At 71.4% G+C, this 20,152-nt stretch carries 18 protein-coding genes and 6 pseudogenes; 14 read left to right on the forward strand and 10 right to left on the reverse strand.

Going from position 1 to position 20,152, the window contains the following annotated elements; all coding sequences use genetic code 11:
• Window positions 1-303 precede the first annotated feature (303 nt).
• The 6 genes from IE316_RS30420 (at window position 304) to IE316_RS30440 (ending at window position 4,606) form a co-directional block, all read left to right on the forward strand.
• Complete coding sequence (locus IE316_RS30420; protein WP_190207758.1) at window positions 304-855, forward strand: hypothetical protein; 552 nt, start codon at window positions 304-306, stop codon at window positions 853-855.
• 330 nt (window positions 856-1,185) lie between these two features.
• The gene (locus tag IE316_RS30425) at window positions 1,186-1,872 is read left to right on the forward strand and encodes a hypothetical protein (protein ID WP_229910624.1); all 687 of its coding nucleotides are present in this window, start codon (window positions 1,186-1,188) and stop codon (window positions 1,870-1,872) included.
• Between the two features lie 567 nt (window positions 1,873-2,439).
• Entirely contained in the window at window positions 2,440-2,955 is a 516-nt protein-coding gene (locus tag IE316_RS30430; protein ID WP_190207759.1) for a lytic polysaccharide monooxygenase auxiliary activity family 9 protein, read from the forward strand.
• 198 nt (window positions 2,956-3,153) lie between these two features.
• Window positions 3,154-3,450, forward strand: a complete 297-nt coding sequence (locus tag IE316_RS36130) for a DoxX family membrane protein (protein WP_308438950.1) — start codon at window positions 3,154-3,156, stop codon at window positions 3,448-3,450.
• Window positions 3,441-3,632: a hypothetical protein gene (locus tag IE316_RS36135; RefSeq protein ID WP_308438951.1), complete on the forward strand. Its 192-nt coding sequence runs from the start codon at window positions 3,441-3,443 to the stop codon at window positions 3,630-3,632. Before IE316_RS36130 ends, IE316_RS36135 begins: the two co-directional genes overlap by 10 nt.
• A gap of 200 nt (window positions 3,633-3,832) precedes the next feature.
• On the forward strand, window positions 3,833-4,606 hold the full coding sequence (locus IE316_RS30440) for a calcium-binding protein (protein WP_190207760.1): 774 nt from the start codon (window positions 3,833-3,835) through the stop codon (window positions 4,604-4,606).
• A gap of 733 nt (window positions 4,607-5,339) precedes the next feature.
• Here IE316_RS30440 and IE316_RS36310 read toward each other — a convergent pair.
• Both IE316_RS36310 and IE316_RS36420 read right to left on the reverse strand, forming a co-directional pair.
• Window positions 5,340-5,729: a transposase gene (locus tag IE316_RS36310; RefSeq protein ID WP_373311353.1), complete on the reverse strand. Its 390-nt coding sequence runs from the start codon at window positions 5,727-5,729 to the stop codon at window positions 5,340-5,342.
• Between the two features lie 26 nt (window positions 5,730-5,755).
• A pseudogene (locus IE316_RS36420) lies at window positions 5,756-6,185 on the reverse strand (ISL3 family transposase); the annotation flags it as partial.
• Here IE316_RS36420 and IE316_RS30450 point away from each other — a divergent pair.
• A pseudogene (locus tag IE316_RS30450) lies at window positions 6,173-6,460 on the forward strand (IS110 family transposase); the annotation flags it as partial. The pseudogenes IE316_RS36420 and IE316_RS30450 sit on opposite strands and share 13 nt — an antisense overlap.
• 90 nt (window positions 6,461-6,550) lie before the next feature.
• Here the strand turns inward: IE316_RS30450 and IE316_RS30455 are convergent.
• Both IE316_RS30455 and IE316_RS30460 read right to left on the reverse strand, forming a co-directional pair.
• Window positions 6,551-9,745, reverse strand: a complete 3,195-nt coding sequence (locus IE316_RS30455; RefSeq protein WP_190207761.1) for a type 2 lanthipeptide synthetase LanM family protein — start codon at window positions 9,743-9,745, stop codon at window positions 6,551-6,553.
• Window positions 9,746-9,817: 72 nt separating this feature from the next.
• Window positions 9,818-9,997, reverse strand: coding sequence for a hypothetical protein (locus tag IE316_RS30460; RefSeq protein WP_181794033.1), 180 nt, complete (start codon window positions 9,995-9,997; stop codon window positions 9,818-9,820).
• 491 nt (window positions 9,998-10,488) lie between these two features.
• Here IE316_RS30460 and IE316_RS36315 point away from each other — a divergent pair.
• From IE316_RS36315 to IE316_RS30470, 3 genes and pseudogenes are all read left to right on the forward strand, one after another.
• Window positions 10,489-10,698: pseudogene (locus IE316_RS36315) on the forward strand (P-type ATPase actuator domain-containing protein); the annotation flags it as partial.
• 40 nt (window positions 10,699-10,738) lie between these two features.
• A pseudogene (locus IE316_RS36320) lies at window positions 10,739-11,078 on the forward strand (heavy metal translocating P-type ATPase); the annotation flags it as partial.
• A 374-nt stretch (window positions 11,079-11,452) separates the two neighbouring features.
• The gene (locus IE316_RS30470; RefSeq protein WP_190207762.1) at window positions 11,453-12,901 is read left to right on the forward strand and encodes an MFS transporter; all 1,449 of its coding nucleotides are present in this window, start codon (window positions 11,453-11,455) and stop codon (window positions 12,899-12,901) included.
• Between the two features lie 242 nt (window positions 12,902-13,143).
• Here the strand turns inward: IE316_RS30470 and IE316_RS30475 are convergent, their stop codons facing one another.
• The 3 genes and pseudogenes from IE316_RS30475 to IE316_RS30485 form a co-directional block, all read right to left on the reverse strand.
• Window positions 13,144-13,551, reverse strand: coding sequence for a four-helix bundle copper-binding protein (locus IE316_RS30475; protein ID WP_190207763.1), 408 nt, complete (start codon window positions 13,549-13,551; stop codon window positions 13,144-13,146).
• Between the two features lie 171 nt (window positions 13,552-13,722).
• A pseudogene (locus IE316_RS30480) lies at window positions 13,723-14,085 on the reverse strand (DUF4396 domain-containing protein); the annotation flags it as partial.
• Between the two features lie 151 nt (window positions 14,086-14,236).
• Window positions 14,237-15,763 carry a glycosyl hydrolase family 18 protein gene (locus tag IE316_RS30485; RefSeq protein WP_190207764.1) on the reverse strand — a complete coding sequence of 509 codons (1,527 nt, stop codon included), beginning with the start codon at window positions 15,761-15,763 and terminating at the stop codon, window positions 14,237-14,239.
• A gap of 540 nt (window positions 15,764-16,303) precedes the next feature.
• Between IE316_RS30485 and IE316_RS30490 the strand changes: the two genes are divergently transcribed.
• Together IE316_RS30490 and IE316_RS35725 are read left to right on the forward strand one after the other, a co-directional pair.
• Complete coding sequence (locus tag IE316_RS30490; RefSeq protein WP_190207765.1) at window positions 16,304-16,513, forward strand: hypothetical protein; 210 nt, start codon at window positions 16,304-16,306, stop codon at window positions 16,511-16,513.
• An 84-nt stretch (window positions 16,514-16,597) separates the two neighbouring features.
• A pseudogene (locus tag IE316_RS35725) lies at window positions 16,598-16,788 on the forward strand (transposase); the annotation flags it as partial.
• A 63-nt stretch (window positions 16,789-16,851) separates the two neighbouring features.
• Here the strand turns inward: IE316_RS35725 and IE316_RS30495 are convergent.
• Complete coding sequence (locus IE316_RS30495) at window positions 16,852-17,451, reverse strand: TetR family transcriptional regulator (RefSeq protein WP_190207801.1); 600 nt, start codon at window positions 17,449-17,451, stop codon at window positions 16,852-16,854.
• Window positions 17,452-17,506: 55 nt separating this feature from the next.
• Between IE316_RS30495 and IE316_RS30500 the strand changes: the two genes are divergently transcribed.
• A complete protein-coding gene (locus tag IE316_RS30500; protein ID WP_190207766.1) occupies window positions 17,507-17,971 on the forward strand; it encodes an SRPBCC family protein in 465 nt (154 codons plus the stop codon).
• Between the two features lie 569 nt (window positions 17,972-18,540).
• Here the strand turns inward: IE316_RS30500 and IE316_RS30505 are convergent.
• Window positions 18,541-18,729: a hypothetical protein gene (locus tag IE316_RS30505; RefSeq protein WP_190207767.1), complete on the reverse strand. Its 189-nt coding sequence runs from the start codon at window positions 18,727-18,729 to the stop codon at window positions 18,541-18,543.
• Between the two features lie 111 nt (window positions 18,730-18,840).
• Here IE316_RS30505 and IE316_RS30510 point away from each other — a divergent pair, with 111 nt between their 5' ends.
• Window positions 18,841-19,716, forward strand: a complete 876-nt coding sequence (locus IE316_RS30510; protein ID WP_190207768.1) for a glycosyltransferase family 2 protein — start codon at window positions 18,841-18,843, stop codon at window positions 19,714-19,716.
• Window positions 19,717-19,819: 103 nt separating this feature from the next.
• On the opposite strand, the gene IE316_RS30515 is transcribed toward IE316_RS30510, so the two are convergent.
• Complete coding sequence (locus IE316_RS30515) at window positions 19,820-20,152, reverse strand: hypothetical protein (RefSeq protein ID WP_190207769.1); 333 nt, start codon at window positions 20,150-20,152, stop codon at window positions 19,820-19,822.

The raw sequence follows: 20,152 nt of genomic DNA on the forward strand, positions 1-20,152 counted from the left end.
CCGCGCGGGCTGTGCGGGCGGCTGCCGCGGAGAACAGCGCGCCGCCCTCCTCCCCCAACCGGCGGCCGGCCGTTCTCCTGCGGCGCCGAGGACGCCCTCGCACCGGAAGCGGGGCGAGGCCGGTGCCGCTCCTGTTGAACAGTTCCTGCGCGCCGTCGCGGAGGGCTTCGTCGGTGTCAGCGGGGAGCATGCCGGCGGGACCAGGGTCCTGCCGACGGGCTTCACACCTCAGCAGATGCATTACTGTCGCCGGGGATCGGCTCGCCGACGTCTTTGAAACGTCTACTCTCTGCTGCGGCGGCGATGCCCCTGTCCCTGGCACTGCGCCTCTTCCCCGGCGCCGCTTCTGCCTCGGCCGGATCAGAGGACTCCACCGAAGCCGTTGAGTCGGTGGACTGCCCCGGCTACGTTTTCCAGCACTTCCCCCCAGGGCGCAAGCTGCTCCCGCAGAACATACGCGGCAACGCCGAGGGCTCCTTCGGCCCCTGTGTGACGACCTCCCCCGACCACGCCTTCGCCGAATACCTCGCTGCGAAGGCGAAGCTCTGCTGTCCTGCTCCGCCAGCCTGCCCGTCTTCGGTATTGCCGAGACCGCCCGCTGGAGCGACGCTTCCGGCGACCCCAGCGGGTCATCCCACTTCAGCGGCGGCATCTCCCTGGCCGAACGCCCAGCGGGAGAAGACGTCGTCGCCGTCATCGCCAGTCATCGCCACCATCGACTCCGGCGACTTCGCCGGCAGCCGGATGATCTTCGCCCTGCTCAATACGGACCTGGCGAAATGCCTGACGACCGGCATCGAACTGGTCGCCGGTCCCACCGACTTGACCATCCTGTCGCTCTGGCTCACGCCCTGATTCCCGGCCGACGCTCACGTCTCCCGTCTGATCAGGAACCAGCATGATCATCCTGCTGACCCGAGCCCGCCGCGTCTTCGCAGGCGCCGGGCTCGTCGGCGACGCCCTCACCATCTGGCCCTGTGGTCACCGGACGTTCACTGGGGAGGGCGTCGGCCGGAAGGGTTGTACGGGCAGAGGAGGCGATTCCGTAACCATCTGGCGTGCTTTTGATCATGCCGTTCCTCCCAGCGTCTGGCCTGATCCGCGAGGTGGAGCAGGATGAGTGCCCCACCCGCCTGCGGCCCAGGATCGTCTCCTTCCCAGGCCCGACACTCAGAGGACCCACCCTTGCTCCACCGAACCGCGCACCTGGTACTGGTGCTGTCGGCACTGGTGCTTTCAGCATGTGCCTCACATCAGGTCGCGCCACCGAACCAGCCCGCGCCGTCGAAGAGCGGCCCGCAGGCAGTACGCGATCGGCTGGCCGCGGCCGACGACGCTCCGTACTCGGCCGCGCTCACAGCCGTCACGCAGTCGGGAACCAGACGACTCCAGCTCATGGAGGGGCGCGTCAACCTCAACGCGCCTTTCACCGGACGTACGACAGACACGACCGAGGAGTACACCGAGGACGTCGTGTACACCCGGCGCACTGTGTACCGGCGGGCCAGCGGAACGCAGGGGATGTGGCAGGAGTTTCCCGCGTCGGCGGCAAAGGGAGGCATACCTACGGACCGGCTCCCGCAGTACGTGCGGCTCATGCTCGGTCACCGTGCCTCCGTGCACCGGAGAAGCGAGGCATGGGAGGTGTCGGCCCATCTCAACCCGAAGGACATCGAGTCGGTGGACAGGACCGTCGGACGCAACCTGCGCTCCGCGACCGCGATCGACGCTGAGGCATGGATCAACGACGAGGGCCGGATCGTGCGCGTGCACCAGAAGATCCACTTCGCATCCGGCCCCGACATCGATGCGACGCTCACGCTCACCGACTTCAAGAGCCCCATGCCGGTGAATGCCCCTACTGCGTCCTGAGCTTCAGCCGAGCCACTGCGCGGTCTGCTGCTCCGCGTAGCTGTGAACCGGAGCGGCAAGGCTGAACACCCGCCAGCAGAACCGGGCCAATCGCGGCGCGCAGTCACCACGGCAAGACAAAGCGAGCCGCGGTCACCCTGACCGTTCCCCGCACGGAAACCAACGGAATCCAACGTCGGCGGGCGCAGTGGCAGGTCGGCCCGGTGGTTCATCGGCGTAGTGCGGCGTGCCGGGTATGCGTTCGGGGAACACGCCGACGACGCAGAACCAGGCTCCTTCGGACACCAGGTTGTCCTCGCACACGGCACGGTGAGGTGCGAAGCCGTGTCCGGCCGTTGTCTCCCCACGTGGACCCTCAACCGCAGGGTAAGCGTCGCCGAAGCTACGGAGGGCCCCTGGTCCCAAGACGCATCGGTCGTGCGCGAGGTCTCGCTTGGTCTAGACCAAGCGGGGTACTCTCTACCTCGCCACCATGAAACACCCCATGTGACATGGCGGCGCTGCTTGACATGCTCATGCCTTCTCGTCCTCGGACGGGCAGGCGCGAACCCCCACACAGGAGTTGTCATGAAGAGCAAGAGGATGCTGGCCATCGCCGTCGGCGCGGGGATCTCTCCGCTGCTGGCCGTGACCCTGCCGGCCAGTAACGCGAGCGCGCACGGCTACATCTCCACGCCCCCCAGTCGCCAGGCCCAGTGTGCCGCCGGAACGGTCTCCTGCGGTTCCATCAAGTACGAGCCGCAGAGCGTCGAGGGCCCCAAGGGTCTGATGAGCTGCAGCGGAGGCAACTCCGCCTTCGCCGAGCTCGACAACGACAGCAAGGGCTGGAAGGTCACCCCGGTCAGCCGGACCACCAGCTTCAACTGGCGGCTGACAGCCCAGCACGCCACCTCCACCTGGCAGTACTACGCAGGTGGCCGGAAGATCGCGGAGTTCAATGACGGCGGCGCCCGGCCCGGGGCCACCGTCACCCACCAGGTCAACTTCGGCAGCCTGACCGGCAAGCAGAAGGTGCTGGCCGTGTGGAACATCGCCGACACCGCCAACGCCTTCTACGCCTGCGTGGACGTGAACGTGAGCTGACGCGGTGGCCCACCCGGTCCTGCCGGGCCGGGTGGGCGGCGGTGGCGGGCGCGCCCGTCACTCAGCGCACCCGGCACCGCGCCACCTTCCCCGGTGCGCCAGCGGCCGAGGGCCTTCGGACGACCGTACGGAAGGGTGGGTACGACGATGGAAGGCACCGGCGAGCGACGCTCTCACCTCCCCCGGGAGACCGCCCCGGTGGCAACCGGGAACGACGGGCGGGTCACCCGGGCGGTCAGGTCACTGGCCGACAGGATCCAGTGGCGCGGTCCGGCGCTGCTCCGGGTGTCCGTGGGCGCGGTGTTCCTCTGGTTCGGCGTCCTGAAGTTCTTCCCCGCGACCAGCCCCGCCGAGGGGGTCGCCGTCCGGGGCGCGACGAAGCTCATGCTCGGGCTGCTGCCGCCGGACGTCACGCTATGGATGCTGGCCGCGGCCGAGACGGCCATCGGCCTCGGCCTCGGCCTCGTCACACAGTCCTGCTGCGCGTGGCTCTGATCGGGTTCTTCGTCCACATGGCCGGCGTCTTCTCCACGCTCCTGCTGCTTCCCGGGGAGATGTGGCAAGGGGATGTGCCGGTCCCCACGCTGGAGGGCCAGTACATCATCAAGAACGTCGTCCTGGTGGCGGCCTGTCTCGTGGTGGCGGCCGACGAGTGGAGCCGGACGGTGCCGCCGTGAGCCGTCCGGGGCACCGCAGCGCGGCCGCGCGCCCAGCCGCCGTCCGTACTGAACTCCCGCACCGGACCAGACCACCAGGTCCAGGCCACGGCGGTCACGCGGACCACGCCGTCAAGGCCGCCGCTGACCGCTGCCCCCGGCCGTTGTACCCCTTCCCCGACAGAGCGACCCACCGGTCGCCACATCGAAGACGAGGTCTCATGAACCGACACGGAGCCAGCGCCGCCACGGCCACCGTGGTCCTGCTCACCACCGTCCTTGCCGCCGGTCCGGCGGCCGCAGCTCCCGCCGTCACCGGGGACGCGGAAGCCCGCGTCGGCGTCGACCGGGCGACCGGGTCCGTCGTCTTCACCGCTGCCGAAGGGCAGGCCAACGACCTCCACGTGATCCCCATGGACCACGGCGTCGGCACCCGGCAGATCGGCTTCCGCGACCAGGTCCCGCTCGCACCCGGTGATCACTGCGCATACCTCGAACCCGGAATCGACACCTTCGTCGTCTGCGAACTGCCCACCGGCAGCGGCCGGCCCGAGCGGATCGACGTCTTCCTCGGCGACGGCGACGACATGATCGTCACCAGCGACCCCGCTGTGGGCACGGTGCGGGGCGGCACAGGTGACGACACCCTGCACGCCCACACCGCACACACGGTGCGCGGCGACGCGGGGGACGACATGGTCATGGGCCGCGCGGTCCTGGACGGCGGCGACGGCGCGGACCACCTGATGGGCGACGACGGTGACCAGTGGATGACTGGCGGCCGGGGCGATGACTTGATCGAGGCGTACGGCGGCGAGGACAGGACGTACGGCGGCCCCGGCGACGACCACGCCCTCGGCGGCCCCGGCGACGACCTGCTTCTCGGCGGCCCCGGCGACGACACCCTCCACGGTGAGGAGGGTGACGACCTGATCGGCGGCGGTCCCGGGAAGGACACGGCCGAGGGCGGTCCGGGCCGCGACATCGTCCTCTGACCCGCGACATCGTCCTCTGACCCGCGACTGCGACCCTCGACCCGCGACCCGGTCTCCGACCGGGCGGGGGCCGTCGCGGTGCGTCGTCCCGGCGGCTTCGCCGTGCCGTCCTGCCCCACGGGTGCCGCGAATTCTGGGTCAGTGGGCGGGCGAGCCGGAGCTGGGGGCAGGTGGCGATGATCAGCCAGGCCGGCCGGTCGGCTGCTTCCGGTTCTCGCGGCCGGGGCTCGTCCAGCCGAGAGTCTGCTGGAACAGGCGGAACGTGTCTCCAGGTCGAACCGGCGGAGGAAAGCCTGCCAGGCCCGGTCGACGTCCGCGTCGGTGGCACGGCCTTGGAGGACCACAACCACACCGGGCCTTTCGACCGGTGCTCGACTTCTAGGCGCACCAACGTGCCGTCGATCAGCGGGAGTTCGCCTTCGCGGTCCAGCCAGGCGGCCCGGTGGGTCAGGCGCGGGTGCGCGCGGTCCCATGCCTGGGTGACAGCCTTGCTGTAGTTCGCCGTGGCGGTGCGTCTGGTGACCGCTGGTTCGGGCCGGGTCTCCGGCCTGGCGAAGCGGAACTCCGGACCGTGCTTCGGTGACCGGCCGCCCTTGGGGTCGTAGATCCGGGGCGGCTTCGGTAACCGCGTCACGCGGTCGCCGCGGACCCGCCCGACCAGTTCGACAGGCAGGTGTCAGGTCTTGCAGGACCCAGGCCAGGCGGGTGAGGTCGTATCCGGCGTCTGTGACGATCACGATGTCCGGCTCGCCAGGCTGCCGCTGGCCTGCGGCGATGAGCCGTTCGACGACATCGCGGAGCCGGGCGGCGGTGACCGCGGTGCATCGTCGGCCGGGCCGAGGCGGACCGCGTCAAGGATCTGCGGCCAGGAGGTGGCGCCCATCTCCAGCACCGCGACGAACGAGTACGGCCAGCCGGGGATGAGCTGTGAGGCTGTCTTCGCCCGGCCGTAGGCATGGCAGAACAGTCGCCCGGGAGAGCAGGGCGCGTCCGAACGCAGCCACGGGAGGACGTCCACGGCCAGGACCAGCCGCCTGTCCGGACACCGGGGCAGCGGAAGCCCGGCCAGCAGCGAGCGCAGCCGGCCGGTGGCGCTCCGGTCCTGATTGAGGCCGTCGTACATCGCGCCGTGGCCACGGCGGTGCTCGGCGGGGCGCGGTCCCGCAGGACGACCTCGACGCCAGGCCGTTCGGCGAGCCGGGCGGCCAGGCTGGACGCCTCCCGGTTGGGAGGGAGCCGATCGGACGGCGGGTCTCGACGTCCACCAGGACAGTGCCGTAGTGGCGGCCCATGCGGGTGGCGTACTCGTCGACGCCGAGAACCCGCGGCGCGGGCACCTCCGGCTCGGGTAGCGCATCGACCAGGCGTAACACCGTGCTCCGGCTGACGGACACGCCGAGGACGGCAGCCGGCCGGGCGGCGGCCCCGGCCGGCCAGGGCGAGACCGACTGCGGCCAGCATCGAACGCAGCCGCTCGGTGCGATGGCCCGTGCCTGCGGGTCAGGCCAGGTATCTGATCCACAAAGGTCTGGCGTGGGCACCTGGTGTTCCGGCGCCGAAACCGCCGAACTCGCAATCGACCCAGGGACCGGCACCCTTGACGTGATCGTTCCGTCCCTGGCCGAGTCGCTTGCCGCCGTCCACGAACAACGCAGGGCTCCCCAAGTACAAGTCAGCTCGTTCCCGAACGTCGCCCGCCTCGCCTCCTGCACCGGCCGCCACTACGACTGCTGCCCAGCCTGCGGCCCAACCCCAACCCAGCCCCTCCTCCGCCTCGCCCGCCACCGCATCAGCGTCCTGTTCGCCCGGCTCCGCGACGGAACCTTCTACGAACCCAGAACCCCACGCCTTGCTTGGCGAAGGACGTCGAGGCACCCCCCACCGGACCCGGTAAGTGGCGCTTCACCTGAAGGAACGGTGCGGTCCCGGTGCGCCCCCGTGACCTCACCGAACGGGTGTCGCCCCGGGCGGGCGGAGGGCCAGCAGGGAGGGCACGGTCTCCGGCGCGGCGAGCCGCAGCAGTCCGTAGCCGATCCCGGCGACCCCGGTCATCAGCGAGGGGCTGTGCACTCCGCTCGGCATGCCGCACACCCAGCCCCGCGCCTCCAGCGCATCCAGGGTCACGGCGGCCTGCCGCAGTGCCGTGCCCGCCGCCGCCCCGCCCGCCAGGAGCAGCGGGTCCAGGTTGCCCAGGTCGCCGTGGCAGAGGGAGAAGTTGTGCCCGAAGCCGTCGCGGGCCACCGTCGCCAGGGCCACCGCGCGTTCCTGGCGCAGCCGGGCGTCGTCCAGCTCCGCGCACAGCTCCACGCGGGCCAGGGCGATGCCCGCCGCCCCGTGGCACCAGAGCACGGGGTGGGACGCGGCGGCGCCGGGCGAGCCGTCGGCGCGTACGTCGCGCCAGTTGGCGGCCTCCGCGTCGAAGAGGGTCCGCTCGTACTCCAGCGCCTCCCGGGCGAGGGCGGCCAGCCGTTCGTCACCGAGCAGGCTCCCGGCCCTGGTGAGCGCCCAGGCGATGCCCGAGGCTCCGTGGGCGAACCCGGCCAGTGGCCGGTCGGCCCTGCCGGCCAGCGCGCGGGGCAGCCAGCCGACCCCGCCGCCGGGCTGCGGGGCGGCCCGGTCCGCGAGCCGCCCGGCACAGCGGGCGAGGGCGTCGGTGACCGCGCCGGAGGGGTGCACCGCTCCCCAGGCGGCCAGCCCGGCGATGGTGCCCGCGCAGCCGTCGATGACGTCGAAGGACTCGTCCTCGGCGGCGGTGGCGGCGGCTCGTCGGACGAGGGTGTCGGCGAGCGCGGCCAGTCGGGCGTCGGGTCGGTGGGCGGTGAGGTGGGCGAGGGTGTAGAGGATGCCTCCGGTGCCGGTCAGACCGCCGGTGAGCCGGTCGGCGCGGCGCCCGGCCTGGTGGCGGAGGGTGACGCCGGCGGCCCGGGCGGCGTTCCGGTATGTCGCCTCGCCCGTGCGGAGGGCGAGGTGGTGGAGGAAGAGGGCGATGCCCGCGGTGCCGCTGTAGAGGTCGGGGCCGAGTTCAGCGGGGGCCCAGCGGCCGGGCGGAGTCCAGTTGGGGCCGATCCAGGCCAGGTCGGCCGGTCCCCGGTAGGCCCGGCGCAGCAGGTGGTCGGCGGCCTCGGTGGCCTTGGCCAGTGCGCGGGCGCGGATCGCCCCGGGGTCCGGGGCCGGGGCCGGGGTGTCCGGACGGGGGGCGGCGACCCGCGGGCGGGACGGTTCGCTCGTACCGGTGGCGGTGGTCACCGACAGGAGCAGGAGCTCGCGTTGGCGGGCGAGGTCGGCGGGGCCCAGGGAGTCGAGCTTGTCGAGCGCGGTGTCGAGCGCGGGCCGGTCGACGACGGAGGGGATGAGGACTCCGGTGGAGGCGTGGGCGTCGACGCCGTCGGGGCGGACGGTGAACAGGGGGACGTCGTTGTTCCACAGGTCGGCGCGTTCGTGCGCGAGGAAGGCTTCGGCGCTCTCCTCCCAGGCCGCCAGCGCCCACAGCCGGTCCAGGTGGCGGTCGTGGTCCAGGGCGTCGCGCAGCAGGTCCGGGTGGTCACCGGCGGCGAGCAGGCTGCGGTACTCCAGCGTGTCGCGGCGCAGCAGCCGGGTGTGGTCGGCGGCGAAGGCCCGCAGCAGGCGGCGCACCCCCGGTCTGGCCCGCGCCATGATGCGGTACGCCTCGGTGAACCCGGCGTCGAGGTCGTCGGCGAAGTCCGCCAGTTCCAGGGGCTGGTCGGCGGGGAGGGGCCGGCTGTTGACGCCCTGGAGGTTCATCGGCCGGTACGCGATGCGCATCCGGTCGGTGCCTTCGCCGTCCACGTACGGCACGGTGCGGGGCGGTGCCTGGTCCGGGTCCCAGCCGAGGGCCGACACGTCCGCGCCGCCGTTGCCGTCCTCGTCCCACACCCGCTGGGGCAGCAGTCCGGACCGGAGCACCGAGTGGGCGGCGTCATGGCGCGCCAGGCGTTCGGAGGAGGACAGGTCCTTGGCGGGTTCGCGCAGGTCGGGGTGGAAGAACGCCTCGCAGTCCACGAGTACGGGCTGGTCCCCGTGGGCGATGAGGTTCTGCGCGTGGCAGTCGACGGCGTCCAGTACGTAGAGCACGGCGGCGAGCGTCCCGGCGCGGTGGTAGAAGGCATGGAGTTCGGCCCCGTCGCCGCAGTGCCTGGCCGCCACGTGGGCCACCCAGCCGTAGCCGTCCCGGGGCAGGTGGGTGACCTCCAGCAGCGGCAGCCGCAGCCGGGGGTTGAGCCAGCGCAGCAGGTCCTGGAAGTGGAGGTCGACGTCGAGCGGGCGGGGCTTGTAGACGATCCGGGTGCCGTTTGCGAAGCGCAGGGCGGTGACGGTGGCGCCGCCCCGGTGAGCGTCGCCGAGGCCGGTGCGTATCTCGGTCAGGCGGCCCAGGGGTACGCCCGGGGAAAAGGTGCGGGAGACGTCGGGCAGGTCGGCCACGAGGCGGCGTACGAGGGTGAGGTGGGTGTCGGTCCACTGCTCGGCGGCCACCGTGAGGCGGCGGGCCAGGACCGGGTACTCGGCGAGGATCTGGACGGCCCGCGCGAGGTCGGCGAGGCGCAGCACGAAGTCGCGGTAGCGCTCCTGCGGGGTGGCGCCGGTCAGTTGGCCGGTGAGCCGGGCGACCTCCAGTTCCACGATCATGGTGCGTACGGCCATGGCGTGGGCGGGGGCGGTCAGGGACGGCAGCAGGTGGGCGGTGATCTCCTCGGGGGTGCCGAACGGGGTGGGGCCGAGGGCGGCGATGCCCGCGCGCAGCCGGTCGCGGGCGGCGGTGAGCAGCGGGGCGACCAGGGTGGCGAAGGCGTCCCGGTCGGGGATCTCGACGGCGGGGGTGGGCGGGGGTTCCGCGAAGACGGACGCCAGGTGGCGCGCCCACGGTTCCTCGGCGCCCAGCCGTTCGGCCAGGGCTGCGGCGGGCTCGGTGAGCAGGTCGCGCAGGAGGCCGGGGTCGAGGGAGTCGGCTGCCAGCCGCCTTTCGAACCAGCCGTCCTGATCGAACGGGCGTTGTGCCCGCCAGCGGGCCAGTACGCGGTCGGCGCGCCCGCCGAGGGAGGCGTCGGTGACGGTGGCCCGGCCCCGGCGGCTCAGCGGGACGGCGCGGGCGGCGGCCAGGCGCAGCGGGGACGTGTCCACCACGGCGGTACCCCCTCGGGTCGGCTCATACCGCGCGCCGCACCCCGCGAGGGTGCGGCGCGGCGGGCGGTCGGGTCAGTAGCTGCACATCCGTGCGCAACTGGAGTAGGACTCGCAGGTGTTGGCCGCCTGCCCGGCGGACACGTAGACCTCCTCGGCCGGGTTCCCGGCCGGGTGGTCCGGGAACTCCCGCGTCAGACTCAGCCGGAAGTCCTCGTCCTTGAGGGCACGGACTCGCTCTGCCGTGGTCAGCACGGCGCCTCCCCTGGTCAGTTGGTGTTTCCGCATGGTCGTTCGAACGGCTCATCATGGCAGCGGGGCCCTCACCGCACCAGGGGTGCGGATCAGGGTTTCGCCGACCGCTCGTCCACCCGCCTGGGGCCGCACCGACGCGCACCGTCGGAGCACCACCCGGTAGTGCGTGCGCGGCCATCGGCTTCCTGAGCGGCCCGTACCCGCAAGGAGCCGCACGCCTGTCATGCGCCGCGCCGCGTGCGGTACTTCGTACGGGGCGACGGGCGCCAGGAGTGGCGCAAGGTGTCCCTTGGCCGGACCTTGTTATCGCGGACCTGATCGCCACCGTCGAGGCCACCGGATGCACCGCCCGCCGGCCACAGCCGGACTCCGCGCAGGGCGCCGCCGGCTCCAGCCGGCAGACGGGGGACGGTGATGAGCCGCGGCCGCTGCGGCAGCGGCAGCGGCTGATCACGGCCGTTCCGCTCGCCGTCCCGGTGATCGTGCCGGCGATGGTGCCCGCCGGGCAGTTCGAGGCCCGGTCCGAGCGGCGAGCCGGCGCCACGCTGAAGGCGCTGCTGGAACCCGGTGCGAAGGACGTCACCGTGCTGCGCGGGGGCCGGGAGGAGCAGATCCCTGTCGGTGAGCTGAGGGCCGGGGACCGCCTCCTGGTCCGGCCGAGCGAGAAGATCGCCACCGACAGGCTCGGCGTCGAGGGCAGCTCCGCCGTCGACGCCTTCATGCTCACCGGCGAGTCCGTGCCGGTCGGGGTCGGCGCTGGGCGACGCGGTGACCGAGGAGGGCCGCGCTCGCCCAGGCCGACCTGGGAGTGGCCATGGGCACCGGCACCGACGCAGCCATCGAAGCCGGCGCCTTCACCCTGGTAATCGGCGGCCTGCGCGCAGCCGCCGACGCGATCGGGGTGGCCCGCGAAGCCCTCGACACCATCGAGTCGAACCTGTTCTGGGCCTTCGTCTCCAGCACCGCAGTGCTCCCACTCGCCACGGCGGCACTGCTCAACCCGATGATCGCCGGGGCCGCGATGGCCTTCTCGTCGGTGTTCGTGGTCGGCGACAGCCTGCGGCTGCGCGGCTTCGAGGCAGGCCGACGCTTCGCCCTCCCAGCACGGGGGGCGAATCACCGGGTCCGCTCCCCCGTCTCGCCCTGCAGCCCTCCTGCGGCGCAATGGGGTCGGCAGGAGGTGTCACGACGACCGCTTTCCATGCCGGATGTTGCCGCCGCGGCGGTGGCCGGGCATCTGTACCGGCCAGGCCACGGGAGGCAGGCAGACCGGCCGCTGCAGGCCGAAGTGCACACGAGATGGCGTTCTGGCCGCGGCTCCTTGGGGAGCAGCGGCCAGAGCGCTGTTCGAGGGCTTCACACCTTTCCACCTCACCTCTTATACCCCCTAGGGGTATGCTATGGTCCTGATTCGAGATACCCCCAGGGGGTATTTGCGTCAGAGAGGGGAAGGCAATGCCAACCGTCAGTCCCAAGCGCTGGTGGGCACTCGCCGTGCTCGCCACCGCCCAGTTCATGGTGATCATGGACACCTCGATCATCGGGGTCGCACTCCCGGAGATGCAGAAGGACCTCGGCTTCTCGCAGGGCGAGCTGCAGTGGGTCTTCAACGCCTACGTCATCGCCTTCGGCGGTCTGCTGCTCCTCGGCGGGCGCCTGTCCGACCTGCTCGGCGCACGCCGCGTGTTCACCGCCGGCTGGACCGTGCTGATCGGCGGATCCGTCGTCGCGGCGGCCGCGCAGACGGCGTCGGTGGAGGTCGTCGGCCGTGCCGTCCAGGGCGTCGGCGGCGCACTGATCGCCCCGGCCGCGATGACCCTGCTGATGACGCTGTTCGCACACGACCCGAAGGAACTCGGCAGGGCCATGGCCCTCTACGGCGCGGCGGCCCCGGCCGGCGGCACCGCGGGCGTCTTCCTCGGCGGCGTGTTCACCGAATGGCTCAGTTGGCCCTGGGTGTTCATCATCTACGTCCCCATCGGCACCGCCACGCTCGCCGCGACCAAGCTGCTCCCGTCCGTCGCCCCCCGTCGCGGAGCGATCGACGTGCTGGGCGCAGCGGCCGTCACCGCCGGTCTCGCGCTCACGGTGTTCGCCGTGGTCCGCGCGCCGGAAATCGGATGGGGTGCCACGCGGACGGTGTTCGCACTCGTCGGCGCCGCTGCCCTACTGGTGCTGTTCCTCATCCTGCAGAAGACCTCGCGTCAGCCGCTGATGCCGCTGGGCATCTGGCGCGTTCCGCGGCTGGGCTCGGCGAACCTGGCGATGGCGCTGCTGGGCGCCGCGTGGATCCCGATGTGGTACTTCCTCAACCTCTACCTGCAGCAGGTCCTCGGTTACGGGGCGTTCGCCTCAGGTGCGGCGCTGCTGCCGATGACGGGGCTGCTCATGGTCTTCATGACCGCGGTCACGGCCCGGCTGCTGGCGCGTCTGGGCGCCAAGCCGCTGATCGGCGGCGGTCTGCTCGTTCTCGCGGCCGGTCTGCTGTGGCTGTCGGCCGTCGAGCCGAGCGGCTCGTTCGTCGTCGACGTGCTGCCCGCCTCGCTGGTGGCGGCGCTGGGCATGGCCCTGGCGTACATCCCGGCCATGATGGCGGCCATGTCCGGCGCTCCGGCCGAGCAGGCGGGCCTGGCCTCCGGCATCGTGAACACCACCTACCAGATCGGCTCCGCGCTCGGCCTGGCGGCGCTGACCGCTCTGGCCACCTCTCAGGGCGCCGGCGAACTCGGTGACCTGCCCGCCCTGACCGACGGCTTCAGCGCGGCATTCACCGCGGCTGCCGTCATCGCCGCCGTCGGCGGACTCATCACCCTCCTGACGATGCGCACCGAGAAGGCCGCAGCCACGGCCGACGCCGAGCAGAGCAGCCGGCCCGACGCGCTGGGCGAGAAAACCGGGGTGTGAACCATGAGCGGTGACAGCGCCGAGCAACGATGTCACGGCCGGGCGGTCCGCCCGCTCCCTCTCCGGGATCGGGCGGACCGTCCGGCCGTGACAATGCGTGGCGGCGTCGGCGCCGGGCTCACGTCCCGGGACGTCGACGCGGCCAGGGCGGCTCGATGTGGCCAGCAGGGCGCCACGGTCGGCGAAGGCAGAGCCGCTGCCCCGTGGGCCTTGCTGAGCCCGGTTTCTACCGCGGTGCGGTGTCAGCCGAGGGCGCCGAGGAGGTTGTCGCATGCCTGCTCGCAGGAACGGCAGGCTTCGGCACAGATCCGGCAGTGTTCGTGCATGTCGGCGTGGGAGGCGCATTCGTCGCCGCATGCCTTGCAGACCACGGCGCACGTCTGCAGGACGGCCCGCGTGATGGTGGCGTCGTAGCCGGTGTGCCGGGAGAGTACGTCCGCGGTGGCGGTGCAGATGTCGGCGCAGTCCATGTCGGTGCGGACGCACTTGGTGAGTTCACCCACCATTCCCTCGGAAAGACAGGCGTCGGCACACGCCGTACACGCCTGGGCACAGGCGATGCACTCCTCGATGCAGCGGGTGAGCTTGTCCTGGTCGACACCTCCGAGGTCTTGCGGGTAGGTGGCGAGCATGTCCTTGACCATGGTCATCGCCCATCGCCTCCTTCATCGATCTCATTACAGAGGCCGGCGGGCCCGGCGGCTCCGCGCGTGCGGCCCCCGGTACCTGTCGGGCTTACCGCTGGGGGCACACGCAAACACGACCGGAGGTACCCCTGCCCGGGGCCCGGCGGCGGTGCTGGTGGCGGTGGTTGAGTCAGTGAAGGCGTGGACGACGGCGTGACCCTTGCCGCAGCCGATCATCCACCGGTTCACCGGAGTGGTCAGCACGAACGCAACGGCCAGCGACGCCGCGAGCGAGGCCCGGAACAGAGGCTGGGACAGACCTGCCTCCATGGCTCCGGGGACGCCCCCCATGATGGTGTTGTCGATCAGTTCCATCACAGCGATGGACGTTGTGTCCGCGGCCGGCGCGACCTTCAGCGCCTGGCGGACCGGCAGACCGGCGCGCAGCACGCCCCGCATGGTCAGCACATAGCCGAAGACGAAGGCCAGCGCGATGGGCAGGACGACGGTGGCCGCGTTGTGCAGTCCGGTGGCGGTTCCGATCACCATGCCGAGGAGCACCTGAGCCGTGTCCGGACGGGCGGACCGCGGCGCGTCCACGGTGCTCCGGGCGCGCGGATCTCCCAGGACCACTCGGAAGCGGTCCTGGGAGAGGAGGCTTCACCTCACGTGCCGTCGGGGCACCCGCGGTGGGTGGTCACGGGGCGGTTCAGCAGGCGCCCAGGTCCTGCCAGACGCCCCACTGGCCGGTGGTGCCGGGCTCCTCGCCCGTCGTCCACCACTTGGCCTTCCAGGAATGACCCTTGTGCGACACCTGCTGGCCGCTGTTGTAGACCTTGTCCTTGGCCCACGGGGCGGCCGTGCACTGGTTGCCGGTGCCGCCGGTGACGGTCAGGGAGTACGTCGCCGAGTGACTACCCGACGCGCCCGCGCCGGTCACAGTGACCGTGTAGGTGCCCGACGCCGCCGCGGAGGTGGTGGCCAGGGTGAGCGTGGAGGAGCCGCCCGCGGTGACCGACGTGGGGCTGAGGGAGGCGGTGACGCCCGCCGGGACTCCGCTGACGCTGAGCTTCACGCTCTGGGCGTCGCCCTTCGTCACGGCCGTCTTCACGGTGGCCGTGACGGACTGGCCGGCCGTCACGGACCCGGTGGCCGGGGTGAGCGCGACGGAGAAGTCATCGGCCGGGTTGGTGGGGCCGCTGCTGGTGAACGGCGCGAAGATGCGCGTGAAGTCCCACGTGTTCTGCTCGATGCCCGAGCAGTTGTCGGCGGCCGGACCGCCCGGGCAGCCGCCGTTGTCCCGTTGCAGCGCCCAGAAGGACAGGGTGTTGATGCCCTTGGCGACCGCCCAGTCGTACACGGTCCGGGCGTTGGCCAGGGTGAAGGTCTCCGCCTTGCCGAAGTCGTCGACGCCCGGCATCTCGGTGACACCGACCATGTTCCACAGTTGGGCCGGGGTCTTGCCCGGGTAAAGCTGGGCGAGGAAGTCGTACAGACCCTGTGCGGCGGTCTGGGTGTCCTTCGCCATGTCGTGGGGCTGGTTGTCGTAGTAGTCGAACGTCATGAGGTTCACGACGTCGACCCGGGTGCCGTTGCTCACCGCGTTGCGCAGCAGCGCCTTGCCGTTGTCCGCGAGGCCGCGCGTGGTGGTCGGCAGGGTGTAGGAGATCTCGACCTTGCGTCCGTTGGCCGCGGCCCAGTCCTGGACGATCTTGATGGCTTTGTTGCGGCGGTCGATGCCGGCCGTGTTGTCGAGCGAGTCGATCTCGATGTCCATGTCGAGCCGCGAGATGTCGTAGGTCGTGATGACCTTCTCGTAGGCGGCGGCGATCTGCTGGACGTCGGTGCAACTGTCCGCGATCTCGGTGCCGGTCGTGTCGGCCGTGTACCCCCCGAAGGAGGGGATGACGTCACCGCCGTTGCCCTGGATCGTCTTGATGTCCGCCCCGAAGGTCGAGGCGGCGATCGGCATGCTCGTGTCGCCGTTCCAGTACGGCGTGCAGGAGCCCTTGGTGGCGGTTTGCAGGAACGCCATCGTCAGGTGCTTGGCACCCGACTGGGCGGACAGGGCGGCGGGGCTCTCACCGGTCCATGCCTCGAAGTAGGGGGCGAAGACGTGGTTCGGCAGAGGTGTCGCGGCCTGTGCGGTGCTGGTTCCCGTGAGAGCGAGGCCCACTGCGGCCGCCGTGGTGGCAGCCGCGGTCAAGGCCGCGCGGAAGGAACGCACGAGTCTCATGTCAGTCCCGGTGTGTGGAGGGGGTGGCCTGTGTCCCGGGGTGGGGACGGTGTTGCCGACTACTGGAATAGCGCCCGCCGGAGGGCGGGTCAATGGTCTGGACCAGGAAGGGACTAGACCAATCCACCGGGCCTGGCCACCCTTTCCCTGCACAGGGCACCCAACGGTGGACTGGACCACACCCGAACGTCCGACGAGGTCATCTCACGGTGACGCGGCGGCCGGCGGTCGGCGGTCGGCGGCCCGGGTTGTGTGCAGCCACGCCAGTCCGGGGGGTCGGTGGTGCGGTGCGCGGCGATCAGGAACGTGTCCGCGTCGATCACGGTTGCGAGCGGACCCGGTCGATCCGGTCCCGTGTCGTGGTGTCGCCGTCGTCGTGACGCTCTCGCCGTTGGCGGCGGCACGGATCGTCCTCCAGCCCTTGCCCTGCCACTCGGCCTCGAGCAGGACGTACTCACCGCGATCTTGCGATCGCAGAACTTCCCCGCGAAGCTGCCGCAGCAAGTCTTGCCCTCCGCGCCTGAGTGCCTGATCCACTTGATGCCGGCCAAGCCGGCGCTGCTGCCGGTCCACAACACCCGGTCGGCGCTGCCCGACACGGCGGCCTCGACATCACCGCTGCCCGCCGCCACCTCGACGGGGCTGTGGGTGGACGCCGGGGCGGCGGTCACGGGAGCGGCACTCGGTACGCCTGCCACGCCCAGCGCAACACCGCTGAAGACAGCCGACCTAGTGATCATTTTGGAGTGACTTCGGCTAAGAGCTTGCCAGTTGGGCTGGTGGGCAGAACTGAGTTCTGCTGGTGCCAGGTCATGTGCCTGGTGACCTGTGGGAGCGCGTAAGGGCACCGCCCACGGATCCGGCCCGGACAGGACCAGGTGGGTCGTGGAGCGCACCTTCGCCTGGCTCTACCAGTTCAAGCGCCTGCGGAATCCGCTACGAGATACGCGCCGACCTCCGCCTCGGACCCGCTCCAACTCCCGTGCAGTCTCATGTGCTTGAGACGACGTCGAACCTCATCCTGAAACGATCAGTCAGAATGGTGGTACGACGTCTGGCCCAGTCGTTACGCCTGATCGGTGACTCCCTCACTCCGAGCCGTAGTACAGCCGGAGGAACTCCTCCATCGCCGCGTCGACGCCCGCGCGGTCACCGGTGGCGAGCAGGTCCAGCAGCAGGCCGCGGACGGTGGCGAGGCCCAGCCTGGCCCGGTTCCGGGCCAGGGCAGGGTCCGCCCCCGCCCCGACCTCGGCGGCCACGAGCGGCTCCAGCCAGTCCGTCACCAGCCCTTCGAGGACCAGGGCGGCCTCGGGGCGGCCGCGCAGCGCGTGCCCGCAGATTTCGAAGAAGAGCCGCTGCTGACCGGCCAGCCGAGGGGCTGTGAGCTGCCGCCACAGCAGCCGCGCGACGTCGGCGGGCGAGAGACCGGGCTCCAGGCGGAGCCGGGACAGCACGTCGCGCTGGCGTCGCTCCGACGTCCGGACGATCTCCACCAGCAGTTGCTCCTTGGAGCCGAAGTAGTGGATCAGCATGCGGTGGCTGACGCCGATCGCGGCGCCCAGCCCGCGCAGGCTCAGGTCCGCGATGCCGTGTCCCGCGACGTGGTCGACAGCCGCGTTCAGCAATTGTGCGCGCCGAGCCCAGTACGCGCCTTGCTCGGCCTCGTCCTCGGGATGCGAGTCGTCCATGGTCACCACGTCACGACTGTACCAATCGGTACATGGCGCATGTACCGTGTGGTACATGAAGTCTGTCACCGTGTCGATCGACGTACCTCAGACTCCCGAACAGGTCTACGGCTTCCTCGACGTCATGGCGAACCACGAACGGTTCACCGACCACTACCTGACCAACTGGCGCTACACCGGCCCCGCCAGGGGCATCGGATCGTGCGCCACCGTCACCGCCGCGCTGGGCGGCACGAAGACCGACGTCACCATCGATGTCGTCGAGGCCGAGGCCCCTCGGCGCATCGTCGAACGCAACGTCAGCGCGGCCGGCCGACGGCAGGGCCGCGGCACCTACACCATCGAACGGCTACCCACCGGCGGGGCCCGCGTCTCGTTCACGTACACGTGGGTACGCGCCCCGCTCGCCGACCGGCTGCTGGCTCCCGTCGTACGGGCCACGATGCGGCACGCCAATCGCATGGTCATGCGACGCCTGGCCACCGAGTTGGCTTGCCACGTGTCCGCCGCCGAGTCCTGACGGCGGTAGGTGCCGCCCCTCCCCCGGCGCAGGCCCGACACCCACCGGGGCCCTGCCCTCGGACACGGACTCCTCCAGCCGGCGCTGCGTCTGAACCAGTGCACGCGCCTGGTCTTGGCGCAGGCGCGCACATACCGGCCTCCCCGCCCCGTCGAGACGCCCCACCCCCCAGTACGCCGCCGAAGGCCCGAGCCAAGGGTCACTCCTGCGGCCCGGGCTCTCTTGCGTCCTGGCCAGCGCGGGCGGGCGCGGGGACCTGGCGTCTTGTCCGTCCTGACCGGCTGGTGCCCGGGGACCACGTGGGCGGGACCTATGACGTGTGGGAGGTGGATCTGGCAGAAGCGTCCGATGGGGGCGCCCAAGCAGGTGGCGGCAGCGCCCCATCGGCATCGACCGCACCCTGCTCGGCGCCGACGACCACCTGTCCGCCAGTTCCAGCACGGTGCCGACGCCGCGGTAGGCGTTGGTGACCTCGCCGTTGAAGCCGACCGACGCACCGGAGCCGATCACGGTATGACCGCGGACGGTGGTGAGCTCCCACTGCGTGCGCCCCCGGCCCGACGGTCACGTCAGTGCCGATGACCGCGGTGGAGTGGATGCGGCAGGTCGGGTGCATGCGGTGCTCGATTCCGGCGAGGGCGCGGGGTGTGCAGGTCGGGCCGGTGGGCGAGCCACCAGGTCAGGTCGCGGTGGTCGAGGTCGGCGTAGGGGGCGCCGACCAGGGGCGGGTCGGCGAGGGCGGTGAGGTAGTCGCCCACAAGCCGGGCGGGGACGTCGGGAACGGCGGGTTCTTCCCGGTGCTGCGGCCCGGGGGCCGGGGCGGGGGCGGTTAGGCTGCGGGGCGTCGTCCGGTTGAGGGGAGTTCGCCTGTGGGTCACCCGCGTGTTGGGGTCGCTGTCCTGACCATGGGCAATCGGCCGACCGAGTTGGCAGCGCTGCTCGGGTCGGTGGCCAGGCAGGATCTGCCCGCTCGGCGAGTGGTGGTGGTCGGCAACGGCACACCACTTCCCGGGCTGCCGGCCGGGGTGGACGGGGTGGAGTTGCCGAAGAACCTGGGGGTCTCCGGCGGCCGGAACGCGGCGATCGCTCACCTTCGTGCCGCGGGCGACGTCGATGTGGTGGTGAACCTGGACGACGACGGCCTACTGGTCGACACCAATGTGTTCACGAAGCTCGCCGCGCTGTACGCCGCGGACGGTCGGCTGGGAATCGTCTCCTTCCGGATCGCGGACGAGCACGGACAGACGCAGCGCCGGCATGTGCCGCGGCTGCGGGCGAAGGACCCGATGCGCGGCGGTGAGGTCACGACGTTCCTGGGCGGCGGCCATGCCCTGTCGATGGCCATGCTGGAACAGGTCGGGGACTGGCCGGAGGCGTTCTTCTTCACGCACGAGGAGACCGATCTGGCCTGGCGGGCGCTGGATGCGGGCTGGCGGGTGGTCTACGAGCCGTCGCTGCTGCTGCAGCATCCGAAGTCCTCTCCGGCCCGGCATGCGGTGTACTACCGGATGACCGCGCGCAACCGGGTCTGGTTGGCCAAACGGCACCTGCCCGCACTGCTGGTCCCCGCCTACCTGGGCGTGTGGGCGGTGCTGACGCTGGTGCGGGCCCGGTCGCTGGGCGGGCTGCGGGCCTGGGGCGGCGGGTTCTGGGAAGGGGTCCGTACCTCGGCGGGCCGGCGGCTGCCGATGCGGTGGGCGACTGTGGCCCGTATGACCCGTCTCGGCCGGCCCCCGGTGATCTGACAGCCGACCGTCCCCACGACGGCCGCCGCTTCCCGTGCCGAGCCCTCAGACAAGGACGCGGAGTGTGCAAGCGCGCAGGCCAGTCGGGTATCAGTGAGCGTTTTCAGCGCTGGCGCTCCCGGGTGAGGATGGCTGCGGCGATTGACGTCAGGCGGTTCGGACTGCAGCGTGCCCTGCGGAAGTTCCGCCAGGACTCCGACCTTGCGACACCCCGTTCGACCGGTGCTCCTGCCGCTGATGACGCTCGGTTCGTCGTGGGCTGAATCGGTGTGAGTTCTCGGTGGGGCGGGCGTCGGACGGGTGTGGTCACCCAGAAGCCCCGCCGCCGCATCTGCGCCAGGGCGTCGTGCCGACGCAGGTACACCAGGTCGACCAGGGCACGCCGGTGGGGCGGGAGCCTGTAGCGGTGGTCACCCTCGCGGGTGACGACGAGCAT

Source organism: Streptomyces fumanus (assembly GCF_014655295.1).
GTDB classification, from domain to species: domain Bacteria; phylum Actinomycetota; class Actinomycetes; order Streptomycetales; family Streptomycetaceae; genus Streptomyces; species Streptomyces fumanus.